Origin of the sequence: Fodinicurvata sediminis DSM 21159, from assembly GCF_000420625.1 — a bacterium.
Taxonomy (GTDB): domain Bacteria; phylum Pseudomonadota; class Alphaproteobacteria; order Kiloniellales; family DSM-21159; genus Fodinicurvata; species Fodinicurvata sediminis.
The window spans coordinates 1-12,939 of the sequence record NZ_ATVH01000016.1 but is presented as its reverse complement, the minus strand read 5'-3'; the positions used below and the strand labels follow the sequence as shown (position 1 = coordinate 12,939).

General features: G+C 61.8%; 12 protein-coding genes, 1 tRNA gene and 2 rRNA genes. 5 read left to right on the top strand and 10 right to left on the bottom strand.

Annotation, left to right across the window (positions count from 1 at the left end):
• The first annotated feature begins 54 nt into the window (after positions 1 to 54).
• From G502_RS20110 to G502_RS0112675, 3 genes are all read left to right on the top strand, one after another.
• A complete protein-coding gene (locus G502_RS20110; protein WP_081649818.1) occupies positions 55 to 633 on the top strand; it encodes a TRAP transporter small permease in 579 nt (192 codons plus the stop codon).
• Positions 630 to 2,012 (top strand): TRAP transporter large permease, encoded by a 1,383-nt coding sequence (locus G502_RS0112680; RefSeq protein WP_022729046.1) that lies wholly within the window; start codon positions 630 to 632, stop codon positions 2,010 to 2,012. Before G502_RS20110 ends, G502_RS0112680 begins: the two co-directional genes overlap by 4 nt.
• A 197-nt stretch (positions 2,013 to 2,209) precedes the next feature.
• Positions 2,210 to 2,941 carry an FCD domain-containing protein gene (locus G502_RS0112675; protein WP_022729045.1) on the top strand — a complete coding sequence of 244 codons (732 nt, stop codon included), beginning with the start codon at positions 2,210 to 2,212 and terminating at the stop codon, positions 2,939 to 2,941.
• 5 nt (positions 2,942 to 2,946) lie between these two features.
• Here G502_RS0112675 and G502_RS0112670 read toward each other — a convergent pair whose 3' ends face one another.
• The 5 genes from G502_RS0112670 to G502_RS0112650 all read right to left on the bottom strand — a co-directional run bounded on the left by G502_RS0112670 (position 2,947) and on the right by G502_RS0112650 (position 7,965).
• A complete protein-coding gene (locus tag G502_RS0112670; protein ID WP_022729044.1) occupies positions 2,947 to 3,891 on the bottom strand; it encodes a 2-hydroxyacid dehydrogenase in 945 nt (314 codons plus the stop codon).
• 31 nt (positions 3,892 to 3,922) lie between these two features.
• Positions 3,923 to 4,807, bottom strand: coding sequence for an NAD(P)-dependent oxidoreductase (locus tag G502_RS20105; RefSeq protein ID WP_022729043.1), 885 nt, complete (start codon positions 4,805 to 4,807; stop codon positions 3,923 to 3,925).
• A gap of 343 nt (positions 4,808 to 5,150) precedes the next feature.
• A complete protein-coding gene (locus tag G502_RS0112660) occupies positions 5,151 to 6,404 on the bottom strand; it encodes a type II toxin-antitoxin system HipA family toxin (protein WP_022729042.1) in 1,254 nt (417 codons plus the stop codon).
• The gene (locus tag G502_RS20100) at positions 6,397 to 6,816 is read right to left on the bottom strand and encodes a helix-turn-helix domain-containing protein (protein ID WP_081649802.1); all 420 of its coding nucleotides are present in this window, start codon (positions 6,814 to 6,816) and stop codon (positions 6,397 to 6,399) included. Before G502_RS20100 ends, G502_RS0112660 begins: the two co-directional genes overlap by 8 nt.
• A 285-nt stretch (positions 6,817 to 7,101) precedes the next feature.
• Positions 7,102 to 7,965: a pirin family protein gene (locus tag G502_RS0112650; RefSeq protein WP_022729040.1), complete on the bottom strand. Its 864-nt coding sequence runs from the start codon at positions 7,963 to 7,965 to the stop codon at positions 7,102 to 7,104.
• Positions 7,966 to 8,081: 116 nt separating this feature from the next.
• Here G502_RS0112650 and G502_RS20095 point away from each other — a divergent pair, with 116 nt between their 5' ends.
• Complete coding sequence (locus tag G502_RS20095) at positions 8,082 to 8,429, top strand: winged helix-turn-helix transcriptional regulator (protein ID WP_022729039.1); 348 nt, start codon at positions 8,082 to 8,084, stop codon at positions 8,427 to 8,429.
• Positions 8,430 to 8,724: 295 nt separating this feature from the next.
• Positions 8,725 to 10,218 carry a peptidoglycan-binding domain-containing protein gene (locus tag G502_RS21560; RefSeq protein WP_022729038.1) on the top strand — a complete coding sequence of 498 codons (1,494 nt, stop codon included), beginning with the start codon at positions 8,725 to 8,727 and terminating at the stop codon, positions 10,216 to 10,218.
• A 104-nt stretch (positions 10,219 to 10,322) separates the two neighbouring features.
• Here G502_RS21560 and G502_RS0112635 read toward each other — a convergent pair whose 3' ends face one another.
• The 5 genes from G502_RS0112635 to G502_RS0112610 all read right to left on the bottom strand — a co-directional run.
• Positions 10,323 to 11,165: an isocitrate lyase/PEP mutase family protein gene (locus G502_RS0112635; protein ID WP_022729037.1), complete on the bottom strand. Its 843-nt coding sequence runs from the start codon at positions 11,163 to 11,165 to the stop codon at positions 10,323 to 10,325.
• 64 nt (positions 11,166 to 11,229) lie between these two features.
• Positions 11,230 to 12,138 (bottom strand): DMT family transporter, encoded by a 909-nt coding sequence (locus G502_RS0112630; protein ID WP_022729036.1) that lies wholly within the window; start codon positions 12,136 to 12,138, stop codon positions 11,230 to 11,232.
• 294 nt (positions 12,139 to 12,432) lie between these two features.
• Positions 12,433 to 12,509, bottom strand: a tRNA-Met gene (locus tag G502_RS0112620).
• Positions 12,510 to 12,586: 77 nt separating this feature from the next.
• Positions 12,587 to 12,702 (bottom strand): 5S ribosomal RNA (rrf, locus tag G502_RS0112615).
• Between the two features lie 142 nt (positions 12,703 to 12,844).
• Positions 12,845 to 12,939, bottom strand: a 23S ribosomal RNA gene (locus G502_RS0112610); the annotation flags it as partial.

Here is a 12,939-nt window from a genome sequence, read left to right as displayed (position 1 = left end):
TGGCAGGCGGGGAGCCGTGCCCTTGCGTTTGCTCCCACAGCCTTGGAGTTGAAGATGACCGATCCGCATCCGGAAGACGCATCCGAATCAGAATCGTTCGAGCTCGAGGCTGAACCCCCATTTGACCGCACCGAATTTGCGCCGGAAGACTACATCGTCCTTCTGGTCTTCTGGCTGCTTGCCGTCGACGTTTTTGCGCAATTTTTCACGCGCTTTGTACTTGGCGACTCGATTGGCTGGACCGAGGAGATGGCGCGCTACCTCCTGATTGGGGTTGGCTTCCTGGGCGGCGCCATGGCGGTGCGCCGGAACAGCCATATCATGATGGAGTTCCTCTACCGATACATGTCCGCGCCTGTCGGGCGGCTGCTGGCCTCGTTCGTCGACCTTGTATGCCTTGTGTTCTTCGTCATCCTTGCCTGGCTTTGCTATGAAGTGGCGGGACGCACAGGCTCCTACATGGCCTCCGTCGATATCCCCAAGAGCATCATCTATTACATGGCCTGTGCAGGATTCGCCCTCATGGCCCTTCGGATGGCCCATCGTATGTGGAGCGTCTGGCCGCAGAGGTTCAGCACCACCCGACCCCAGCACAATTCCGGGACTCGAGACAGCGAGGAAAGCACCCGATGACCGCGACCCCCATGGCACAGGGCCAGCGGCCCAGGATCTTTGCGCCTGTCATTCTCGCCATCGGTACACTGCTTTCCGTCTGGCTGGCCTGGACCGAACAGGACCTCGGCTTCCTCTTCGCCGTTCTCTTCACGATGCTGCTCGCAGGTATTCCCGTTGCGGTGTCCCTCGGCGGCTCCAGCCTTCTGTTCGTCTATGTCACCGGGCAGGTTCCCGATTTCGTCGTCGCCCACCGGATGATCAACGGGGTCGACAGTTTCCCGCTGCTCGCCATTCCCTTCTTCATCCTGGCCGGCACGCTGATGAACGGCGCGGGGATCACCTACCGGCTGTTCAATTTCGCCAACGCCCTGATGGGCTGGATGCGCGGCGGGCTGGGACACGTCAACATCGGCGCCAGCATCATCTTCTCGGGCATGTCCGGCGCTGCGGTCGCGGATGCCGGCGGGCTTGGCACCATCGAGATCAAGGCGATGCGCGAACGCGGCTATGATTCCGACTTCGCGATCGGAATCACCGCCGCCTCCTCGACCATCGGCCCCATCATTCCCCCCAGCCTGCCCATGGTGATCTATGGCGTGATGGCCTCGGCCTCGATCGGCCAGCTGTTCGTCGCCGGCCTGATCCCGGGCCTGCTGATGGCCGCGACCCTGATGATCATGGTGGCCTGGATCGCCCGCCGCCGCGGCTATCCACGCGACACCCGTTTCGATCTCCGCCGCCTGTGGTCAACCTTTAGCAAAGCGTTCCTGTCGCTCTTGACCCCGCTCATCATCATCGGCGGCATCATTTCCGGCGCCTTCACGCCGACCGAAGCCGCGATCGCAGCCGTCGTCTATGCGCTGTTCCTCGGCACCGTCGTCTATCGCACCTTGCCGCCGCGGCGGCTGCTTCGCATCAGCATGGAGACGATCGAGACCACTGCGATCATCCTGCTTGTCGTGGCGGCAGCCTCGATCTTCTCGTGGATCCTGATCAGCAACCAGTTCACCAACCATTTTGCTGGCCTGCTCACCGCCTACACGGACAACCAGGCGGTCATCCTGCTGATCATGACCCTCATCATGCTGGTGGTCGGCTGTTTCATGGAGACGGTGGCCGCCATCACCATTCTGGTCCCGGTGCTGCTGCCGGTCGCGGTCCAGGTGGGCGTCGACCCGGTCCATTTCGGCGTGATCATGGTGCTGAACCTGATGATTGGCCTGCTGACACCGCCCGTCGGCATGGTTCTCTACGTCCTGTCCCGCGTGTCCGGCGTCTCGTTCGAGCGCTGCATGCGCGGCACCCTGCCGTTCCTGGTGCCTCTGGTCATTTCTCTGCTGCTCATCACCTTCATTCCGGCGATTTCCATGTGGCTGCCCAGCCTGCTCTACCGCTGACAGCGAGTCTGGTCTCATGGGGCACCCACGCATCCCCACGCCGCCAGGGGCGAGCGTTTGGGGGCGAACATTCGGAGACTTTTTCTCATGACAAGGATTTCCGCCTCTGGGAAAAGCGTGCGGGGTCAACCGCAAGGACGCTGGTGATCCATGGGGCATGGCCGTGAAAGCGCATGCTTCACGGCGCAGGAACTGAAATGAAAACCTACAAGATTGAACGCAAGACGCTGTCGGAACAGGTGGCGGAACGCCTGGAACAGGACATCCGCGACGGCCACTACCAGGCAGGCGACCAGTTGCCGGCGGAACGCGAGATGATGGAGCAGTTTGGCGTTGGGCGCCCCGCCATTCGCGAGGCTCTGTTCTACCTGCAGAAACTCGGATTTGTCGCGATCAGCAGCGGTACCCGGCCACGGGTGATAAAGCCCACGCTGGAAAGCGTGCTGCCCCGCCTGTCCGGCGCCGTGCGCAGCCTTTTGGAAGACCCCGAGGGTCAAACCTCACTGCAGGACGCGCGCGTCCTGTTCGAGGTGGCCATTGCGCGCCACGCCGCTGAACAGGGAACACCGGAGGACCACCGCCTGCTGCGCGAGGCCCTGGAAAGCAACCTGCGCACCATTGGCGACGAACCAGCCTTCAAGCGTTCGGATGTGGCCTTTCACGCCGCCCTTGCGGAGATAAGCGGCAATTCCATCATCATGGCCGTGCACGAGGCGCTGTCCACCCTGCTGGACGATCGGCGCGCGCACGTCCTGCAACGGCCCGGCGAGGACAGGATCGCCTCCGAGGCGCACCGCCAGATCGTCGAGGCCATTGAGAGCGGCAGTCCGGATGCGGCCGAAGAGGCGATGCGTCGGCACCTGGAACAGCACTACGGCTCGTACAGGACCCTGAAGGAAAGTGGCCCCGGACGCGGTGCTGCCGGCTGACCCTGCTATACAGGCGTCAGCAATGCGCGCCCGTCCCGGTGCGCACGTAGATTGTCCAGCACCAGGTTGCCCATCGCGCGCCGCGTCTCCCAGGTGGCGCTGCCGATATGCGGGGCCAGCACCACATTGTCGCGGCCGCTGAGCGCTTCTGGCACCTGCGGTTCGTTCTCGAAGACATCCAGTGCCGCACCTGCGACCCGCCCGTCCTGCAGCGCGGCGATCAGCGCCCCTTCATCTACCACACTGCCGCGCGCGACGTTCACCAGCGTTCCGGTGGGCCCAAGGGCCTCCAGGACCTTGTCATCGACCAGGTGACGGGTCGCGGCCCCTCCGCTGCAGCAGACCATGAGGTCATCACACTGACGGGCCAGCGCCTGGGGACTGTCCATGTAGGTCCAGCGCGAGTCCGGCTTGGGGCTGCGCTTGTGATAGAGGATCTCCATCCCGAAGACCTCCAGGCGCCGCGCCGTGGCCTCTCCAATGCGGCCCAGCCCCAGAATGCCGGCACGGCGTCCGCGCAGGCTGCGCCCAAGGGGAAGATCACCTGAACGGGACCACGCGCCGGAACGGACCCAGTGATCACCACGCACGAGCAGGCGGTGCAGACTCCCCAACAGGAAGACCGCCAGGTCCGCAACATCGTCGGTCAGGACATCCGGGGTATTGGTGACAGTCACGCCCTGCCGTCCAGCAGCCGCGTGATCGATCGCGTCGACCCCCACACCGTAGCAGGCGATCACGCGCAGCTTCGGCAGGGCCTCGATCAGCTCCGCCTCGGCGCCGCGTCCGCCGGTCGTGACCAGGGCCGTGACCTGGCCGCCCACCCGTTCGAGCAGCTCCTCCAGCGATCCGTCGCGGCCGACCAGGTGGCACTCGAATTCCGCATCGAGCTGCTCCTGGATATCCGACGGTCCCAGGGGGGACAGGGCAAGAAGAGGAAACTTGGACATGTATTCTCCTATCCGCGTAAGGGGTCCTGGATCACTTGGTGCGCCAGCCCTGCATCACCCGATAGAGATAGGGCACATACTCGTTACCCTTGCCCTGGGCCAGGGCCAGCTCTAACAGCTGGTGAATGGCTTGGGTCGTCATGGGAACGCAGCCGGCATCGCGGGCGGATTTCAGGTAATAGCCATAGTCCTTGCGCGCGTTCTGCAGCGTGAACTCCAGCCCGTCCGTACGCCCCTCCAGGGCCGCCGGCATGACCATGCGGAACATCTTGCTGTCGGCACCGCCAGCGGTGACGATATCGTAGAGCACCTGAGGATCGACCCCGGCGGCCTCACAGCTTGCCGCAGCTTCCGCAGCCAGGGCGGCATGTCCCAGCGAGAGCGCATTGTTGATCAGTTTCACGGTATGACCGCTGCCCAGCGGTCCGGCCCGGAAGCGATTTTCGGAATAGACCGACAGGATGGGCTCGACCTCGTCGAGATCGGCCGCCTCGCCCCCCAGCAGCAGGTTCAGGCGTCCTTCCCGGGCCTCCCGCGGCGTCCGGCTCATGGGCGCGTCGATCATGCGCACCCCCTTCTCCGCCAGCTTGCCCGCCAGGGACAAGGTGGACTGTGGGTCGGCCGTCGTCATGTCGATCAGGATCTGCCCCTCGCGTGCGCCGTCCAGGATTCCCTGCGCGCCCTCGACCAGGCTTTCCATGATGGCCGAGGAGGAAACGCAGGTGATGATCACATCCACGCCGCGCGCCAGCTCCGCGGCGTTAGCCACTTCCTGCGCGCCGCGTCCCACCAGGTCGTCCACAGGCTCCCGGTTGCGATGTCCCAGCAGCGTCAGGGGATAGCCCGCCTCCAGCAACAGGCGCGCGGGCCCATAGCCCATCAGCCCGACCCCGATGAATCCGATACGCTTTGTCATGAATGACCTCCCTGTACTCTGGTGAGTGGCCTCTGCAAAGGACCAGATAATCTGGTCCACTAATGCAAGTACCAGCTTGCCTTTGTGGGCTATTCATCAATGACTTGGTGAATTCCAGCATAACCAAAAACAGGTGGATATGCACACTTCAAACAAGCAGTTCATGAGGGCTCCAGTGGGCGAAAGGAACGGCAACGAATGCAGACCTTCATGAAACCATATCGAAGCATCGATAGCGAACTGAGACAACCATAGGATATAAATCCAGTCTCAAGAATGGATCGGATGCCTGCTGCTAACGACTTGGCCAAGTCCGAACCCCCGAACGAAGCAAGTCTGAAACTCACCCACGCGCTGTGGGCTCCACGGACTTGGCGACTGTCTGCAGGTGCGTATCGATGCTGCTTCGGAGTCTGTCCGGCAGCAGGTCTTTGGCACTGTGTTCGCGCCAAGTCTCCATGGTTTCCTGAACCGTCTCTTCGACCAGACGCCACAAGGGACTGACAGCCAAACCTGCGCGATCTGCAAAGCGACGTATCTGCTCCTGGCTGATACCATGGATATCCTTGCTTCCGCCAAAGCTCAGAGCCAGCTTGTCGTTCGGCAGATAAGGCAGTGTGGCAACGAAGTCGTAAGCCGGTGATAGCGTTGGCGTGCGGCCATCCGCGTACATCAGGGACCAATTCTTCAGGTGCATGTCGGCATTTCCGATCAACACGGAAAACACCAGGCGGCGCAGGAAATCATTCACGGCTTCCCCGCCTGCTTCCGCCCAGAGAACGGCAGCAATGTTGGCATAGTTTCGGCGTTCGTACTTGCGCTCCGGGAACAACCCGAAGACCTGGGCAAAGTCCTCAATGTGAATCCGCCGGCCGTCCGGCAGCCGATCAAAACGCTCGACCGCAAGCGCGTGCCCTTCCATGTCACCGATATCCGCCGGCAAACCTGCAATCTCCGAAAGGGGGATCAGCTTTACCTCCGGCACAGGGATACCGATACGGCGGGCAAGCTCCATCATCACGAATTCATTCACCGGCACGGCCGGGAATCGTGCGGACGGCAGCTTGACGATCCAGGAACCACCGGTTCCATTTGCGGGCACCGTAAGCCCGCCAGCAGCCTCCATGATGGCCGAGAATTTCAACTGAACGCCGGCGAGGGAAAACCGCATGGTATGGGCAGCTTGCTTGTAAGCGGTTGCCTCGACTTGCCCATGACCACCCCGGGCAGCTTCGACATCTGTCGGGGCGATTGTCACGGCACCTGGAAGGTCGGTGCCGAGAGCATTCAGAAGGAAGAACTCACGCTCCGGATTCACCTCGGCACGAGCAGACAGGTACTCCCTGAGATGGCCTTCAGGAAGTAGATTGGAAAAGAATGGTGGCACGCGCGTGTTGACCGGGCGTATCTCCGTCACAACACCGTCGGATGGAGTCTTGAAAGACAGACTCAAGGTCGATCGCTCAGGATCCTCGATATAGTCTTCATCGAAGGCGAAGAGATTCCGCTCACCTGCCAGGCGGGTGATGATGCCGACGCGCCGGCCGTACAGATAAACAACCAGAGCTGACGGCTCATGCTTTCTCCGCTCATTCATCGCGGAAGCCTTGCTGATGCTCTTGCTCATCATCGTGATCACTGACGGCATAAAGTGAGCGCTCGCCGGTGATGTCCTGGCCCTCTTGATTGCGATAATCCCGGATGAGCGCTTGCACCGCAGGCACAAGCTCTCTGGGAACAAGCACCAGATCCAGATCGAGCATGCGAAGAATCTCGATCAGCGTGTCGTAGCGCGGCGCAATCTTGCCGGTCTCTATACCGGAAATATGGCGCTGGGCGAGCCCCACTTTCTCTCCGAGCTCAAGCTGGCTCCACGCGTGCTCAAGCCGTGCGCGTCTGATTTCGCGCCGGATCGTTTCCGGCAGGCTCTTCAAGCGAAGGGGTTGCATAGCTTTTAATTCATCAAATTCCAGAATCCATGCATTAAAGGGTATCATACCATCACGCATCTAAATAGCCTTTATGGTATGGATCATGAATTCCCATACCATGAACGCTATTTTAGCAAACACTAGAAGAGCCCATCCGAGATAGTCGAGGGTATGAAATAATCGGAATTTGGGGCTCCGGTCTCGACAGAGCGTCAAGACAAGCTTGCTACAAGCCGTACGTCGAAGCCCCAGTCATATCTGGACCAGCACGCGATTTTCGCCCCTGCCCCCCGCCGCACAGGAATGGAGCAGAAAGCGCAGCCAGGCTCCGCGCATCCGAAACCCGGCTGTGCCCCTCGGCCCTCAGTTGGCGGGCATCTGGCCGAAGCGGCCGCTCTGGAAATCCTCGATCGCTTCACGGATCTCGGCCTTGCTGGTCATCACGAAAGGGCCGTAACCGAAGACAGGTTCGTCGATCGGCGCACCGGTCAGGACCAGGATCATGGACTCGCCATCGGCCTGCAACCGAACGCCCTCGCCCTCCGTCGAGAGATGCGCGATCTCGGCTTCACCGAAAGCTTTTCCCTCGATCATGACATGGCCGGACAGGACCGCGATCATGCTGTTGTGACCGTCCGGCAAGGGCAAGAAAGTCTCGGAACCGGCGTCGAGCCTTACATCCCACAGGTTGATCGGCGTAAAGGTCCGTGCCGGGCCATCCGTCTCACCAAACATCCCCGCGATGATCCGTGCTTTTCCGCCATCAAGGGGGACAGCCGGAATGGTATCGTCGGTGATCGCCTGATAGGCTGGCGCCACACCCTTGTCCTTTGCCGGCAGGTTGACCCACAGCTGGACCATGCGGAACGGACCGCCGCTTTTCGAATAGCCTTTCGAATGGAACTCTTCGTGGATGATGCCTCCACCGGCGGTCATCCACTGCACATCGCCCGGGCCGATCGTACCGCCGCCGCCACTCGAATCCTGGTGGCTGACCTCGCCGTCATAGACGATGGTCACGGTCTCGAAGCCGCGGTGCGGATGCGCGCCCACGCCACGTGGCGGCCCGGCCTTCGGCTCGAAGACATGAGGGCCAGCATAGTCGAACAGCAGGAAAGGACTGATGGCTTCCGTATCGCCATGATAGCTGAAGAGCGATCGCACGGGAAACCCGTCACCGACCCAATGGCCGGCCGGGGGTTGGATGGTGTTGCGTAGAGTCTTCATGGGTATACCTCTCAACTCAAGCAAGCGCCTCTTTGCTTGCCAGACAGTCTTTACAGTTGCCTTAACAATGGGGTCCTATAAACCTTCTGCAAGTACGCTCCCAAAGGATACTGGAAATGGGCGAACAGCGCGCATCCAACCGGCCCAGCTGTCCAGCCGAGACCACGCTGGAGTTCCTCGGCGGAAAATGGCGTCCGATGATCATATACTGGCTGCTCGAAGGCCCAATGCGATTCAATGAGTTGCAGCGGCGGCTCGGCGCGATAACCCACCGCACCCTGGCAAAAACGCTCCGGGAGATGGAGGCGGACGGCCTCGTGATTCGACACGACTACGTCGAGATCCCGCCCCGCGTGGATTATTCACTCACACCGCTTGGGCGCAGCCTCGAACCTATTCTGCAGGCCATGGAGCATTGGGCTCAGGAGCGGCAAGAGGCAAGCGGGAAGCCGTCTGACTGGTGACGCCAGGATATTTCCCTTTGCCTCCTGTATAGCACGCACAAACGCAAGAAAGCCTATCTTCCCTTTCGCAAGGCGCACCTTCACGGACACAAAACAGCAACAAAACCGGAATCCTCCGGCCAATATCGCAACAAGACCGAACAAGTACTCATTCAGTCACGAAGATATCACACTGCATCGGCTGGGAAGCGACCAGCCTTCCTCATTGTATTTGAGCCAAGAATGGTCATCTGTAGGCCTGTACAGTTGCGATATTCATGCCTGTACATTTGATATAATAAGGAGGAATTCGGCAATGATCCCCAAGCGGCATTCAACAGCACTCGTCGCCATTCTTTTGGCCACCACGGCAATGCCTGGGGCGGCCTCAGCGGCTTCCGAGCGCAGCTCCCTGTTGGTACAGCCGGCTTCAAGCCAGGCAGGTGCCGTGCAGATCGCGCAATCGCGCGATGTCAGGGAGATCCAGACCAAGCTCAACCGACTGGGTTACAATGCCGGTCCGGAGGATGGCCTTATGGGATCGCGGACTCGGGCCGCGATCGAGACCTATCAGGACGATGAAGGCCTGCTTGTGACGGGGCAGCCCTCGCGATCCTTGCTGAACCATATCAATGAAAGCGTCGAGGAGCGTTTCGGCCGCGTCGAGCAGCCCGAAGAAGAGGACGACACAGCCAGCAACGACGATGCGGAGATGATCGCCGCCATCCAGTCCGAACTGCGTCAGCGCGATTATCGCATTCCCGCGGTTTCGGGCGAGATGGACCAAGCGACACGCGAGGCGATCCGGGCCTATGAAAGCGACCGCGGTTACCTCGTCACCGGCCGCCCCTCTTCCGAACTGCTCGAGGACCTGCGTGCCACGGGCGAGCGCGAGGACAGCGATGACCTGACCAGCCGGGACATTGCCGATGTGCAGCAGGGCTTGAATGACCGCGGCTACGACGCCGGCCCCGCCGATGGCGTCCTTGGGCCGAAGACCCGAACCGCCATCCGCACCTATCAATCCGATGCCGGCATGGAACCGACCGGGCGTGTCTCGGCCGAACTGCTCGCCCGCCTGCAGGAAGACCCCCGCGACGAGGACAGCGACCGGGACGAGGACAGTGACTGGAGCGAGGACAGGGACAGCCAGGATGACCAGGATGAAGGCCAGACCGCGTTTACCACCCTGCTGTCCGATGATTTCCAGGACGGCAATTACACCGCCAATCCGCGCTGGCAGATCGCCCGCGGCGACTTTTCGGTCAGCAATGGCGGATTGACCAGCCGAATGGCCCAGCCTCGCCGGGAAACCGTCCAGGGAACCGGCCTGGACATTCTGGGGACGGTTCTGGAACGGGAACTGGGCCTCCGCCTGCCATCCCAGAACGAGGTGGCCGCGGCCCAGACTTCGGTCTCCATGTCCGACAGCTTCCGGATCACAGCGGAACTCTCCGGGCGTGACTTCGCCGGCGGCCAGATCAATATCGGGCCCTATCGCGGAAGACAGCTCGGGCATGGCTACCGCCTGGCCTATCTCCAGGGCAATGCCGAACCCCTGGCGCTGCTGCGCATAACGGATGACGACCAAGTGGTGCTGGACAGCACGGACCTCCCCCTGTCCGATGACCAGACGCTGTCCCTGGATTGGGAACGTCAGGATAACGGCCTGATGACGATTACCGCCAACGGCAACGTCGTGCTTCAGGCCAGGGACAGGGCCTTCTCCGGCGGCTTCGACGGCTTCTCGCTGATCAATGCCGGCGGCGAATGGACTCTGCACAACGTCACGGTCCAACAGCGCGAGTAGGCCGTCTTGCCCTGCGCATGCCCCTTGCGCGCACCCCAGCAGGGTGAAGCCGGGTCGGCGGCAATATCCCGCGCTTTAGCGATGAAGGGCTGCGCGCAAGCAGGTCATGTCCGGCTGTCCAGCGGGCTGTCCGTCATCAGCGCGGCGATCTCCCCACCGGGCAGGGCATCGGCCGCATAGGTGAAGGTCCCGGCCTCCTTCACCTCTCGTGCCGCCCGCATCAGGGCACCAAAGGCCGCCCGCGCCATCGACCCGCCCACGCTGATGCGGCGCACCCCTGCCTCCTCCAGCTCCGCCACCGAATAGACCGAGCCCTTGAGTCCCATCACGACATTGACCGGCTTCGAGACCGAGGCGCAAACGCTCCGAATCGCGTCGAGGTCGGGAAGGCCGGGCGCATAGAGGACATCCGCCCCCGCCGCCTCGAAGGCCTGGAGGCGCCAGATCGTTTCGTCCAGGTCGTCGCGTCCATAGAGATGATTCTCGGCGCGCGCGGTCAGAAGGAAGGGCAGCCCCTGCGCCGCGTCCGCCGCGGCGCGAACGCGATCGACGGCCTGCGAAAATTCATACACCGGCTCGTCTGGATTGCCCGTCGCATCCTCGATCGACCCGCCGACAAGGCCGACGTCGGCGGCACGCCGGATCGTCTCGGCGCAGGTCTCCGGATCTGCGCCGAAGCCGTCGCCCAGATCGGCCGAAACCGGAAGATGGGTGGCTGCAACGATCTCGGCGGCGTTGTCCAGCATCTCGGACCGGCCGAGCGCTGACAGCGAATCCCGCTTGCCTTTAGCGAAAGCATAGCCCGCACTTGTGGTGGCGAGCGCCTCGAACCCCAGGCTGGTCAGAAGGCGCGCCGAACCTGCATCCCAGGGATTGGGGATGACGAAGCTGGATGGGCGCTGATGCAACGTCCTGAACTGCTCGAACTTGCTTCGCTGGTCTGTCATTTGTCTCTCCCTGAAGTCATGGGGCGGGAAGTCATGGGGCCCTGAACTCATGCAGGTCCTCATTTCATGCAGTGCGAACCGGTGCCCGTAGGGCCACCAGGGCAGCCGCCAGGATCAGCACGAAGCCCACCAGGTCCGCCGGTGTGGGCCGCTCGCCCAACAGAATGGCCGAAGCCACCACGCCAAAGACCGGCACCAGCAGCACGCCAAGACCGGCCGTCCCGGCCGGCAGGCGCCCCAGGACCCGGAACCACAACAGATACCCCAGCGCGGTGCCGCACACGACACCGTAGAGCAGGCCGAACCAGGACTGAAGGCCGATAGGGCCCTCGAAACCTTCTCCGGCCACGAGCATACCCAAGGCGGACACCAAGGCACCGGCAAAGATCTGATAGACGGCGACGGTCAGGGGATGCGCCGCGATTCGCGCCCATTTCAGATAGACGATGCCGATCGCCCAGCTTATGGCGCCGCCGATGGCAGCCAGTGCCCCCAGGGAGACCCCGGCCTGCAACAGTGGCCAAAGCAGAATGAGCAGCCCCAGACAACAGAGCGTCAGGGACAAGGTACGTGCCGGCGTCAGCGCCTCTTTCAGCGCGATGCGCGCCAGCAGGACGACCCATATGGGCATGGTATAGATGCAGATCGCGACCCGGCCGGTCGCGGTCAGCTGGATCGCAAGGGCCGACAGCGCGCCGAACCCGCCGCAGGCAAACATGCCCGAGACGATCAGGTGCAGCTTGTCGCGCGCAGAGGGGACACGCAGGTCAGCGCCGAGTATGCGCGCCAGGGGCAGCAGCAGGAGCCCACCGACAAGGAAGGAAAGCGTGCGGAAGGTCCAGAGAGAAAAGCCCTGCAGCGCGAAGCTGGTCGCCACGAAGTTCACGCCCCACACGAGCGCGACCAACAGCAGCAGGGCGCGGGCGCCCAGCGGCTCGGCCGTATCTGCGCGGGACTCGAGACCGGCACTCACCGCTCGAACGTCAGCCGGCGCAACTGACCTCCTGCCGCAACGAAATTGTTGGGGCACAGCCAGCATTCATAGCCGGGCCGCAGCTTACTTATATTCACCAAAACACTTTCCTCAAAGATGATGAGGGACAGCCCCTCAGAAGTGATAAGACCGAGCATTACCATAGAATTGGCATGCCGAACCGATCCAATTCCGCCCCTTCAAGCAGGCCAATTTTCTGCTTTATGTCAGTCAAAACAAACACCCAAAACACACAAAGCCCCGCGGCTTGGCGCCTGCGGGGCTTTGTGTAATTGGTTGCGGGGGCAGGATTTGAACCTGCGACCTTCAGGTTATGAGCCTGACGAGCTACCGGGCTGCTCCACCCCGCGTTAGTGGGTGTGTTTAGGTATGTGTGGTGTTGGTTTATTGCGGTGAGGGTTCTTTTTGTTTCTTGCGGTTTTGGAAGACCTGGCGGCGACCTACTCTCCCACGTCTTGAGACGCAGTACCATCGGCGCTGGGGGTTTTCACGGCCGAGTTCGGGATGGGATCGGGTGTTTGGACCCCCGCCCTAACCACCAGGTCGTCGAAAACCGCAAGGTTGTGCACGTTTCGTTTTGGATCTTTTCGTCACTCGGGCTTTGGAGCCTTTTGTTGGGGCCTTCGCGCGCCTGGCAGCTTTTGCCTTGCTGCTGTGCGCGGTGGGGCCGGTCGGTAGCTTTTGATTGATCAAGCCAATCGAGCGATTAGTAAAGCTCAGCTTCACGCGTTGCCGCGCTTCCACATGCTTCCTATCGACGTCGTGGTCTACGACGGCTCT

Coding starts and splice junctions, on each gene's coding strand:
- G502_RS20110 (WP_081649818.1), top strand. CDS start 55: ATGACCGATCCGCATCCGGAAGACGCATCCGAATCAGAATCGTTCGAG.
- G502_RS0112680 (WP_022729046.1), top strand. CDS start 630: ATGACCGCGACCCCCATGGCACAGGGCCAGCGGCCCAGGATCTTTGCG.
- G502_RS0112675 (WP_022729045.1), top strand. CDS start 2,210: ATGAAAACCTACAAGATTGAACGCAAGACGCTGTCGGAACAGGTGGCG.
- G502_RS0112670 (WP_022729044.1), bottom strand. CDS start 3,891: ATGTCCAAGTTTCCTCTTCTTGCCCTGTCCCCCCTGGGACCGTCGGAT.
- G502_RS20105 (WP_022729043.1), bottom strand. CDS start 4,807: ATGACAAAGCGTATCGGATTCATCGGGGTCGGGCTGATGGGCTATGGG.
- G502_RS0112660 (WP_022729042.1), bottom strand. CDS start 6,404: ATGAATGAGCGGAGAAAGCATGAGCCGTCAGCTCTGGTTGTTTATCTG.
- G502_RS20100 (WP_081649802.1), bottom strand. CDS start 6,816: ATGCGTGATGGTATGATACCCTTTAATGCATGGATTCTGGAATTTGAT.
- G502_RS0112650 (WP_022729040.1), bottom strand. CDS start 7,965: ATGAAGACTCTACGCAACACCATCCAACCCCCGGCCGGCCATTGGGTC.
- G502_RS20095 (WP_022729039.1), top strand. CDS start 8,082: ATGGGCGAACAGCGCGCATCCAACCGGCCCAGCTGTCCAGCCGAGACC.
- G502_RS21560 (WP_022729038.1), top strand. CDS start 8,725: ATGATCCCCAAGCGGCATTCAACAGCACTCGTCGCCATTCTTTTGGCC.
- G502_RS0112635 (WP_022729037.1), bottom strand. CDS start 11,165: ATGACAGACCAGCGAAGCAAGTTCGAGCAGTTCAGGACGTTGCATCAG.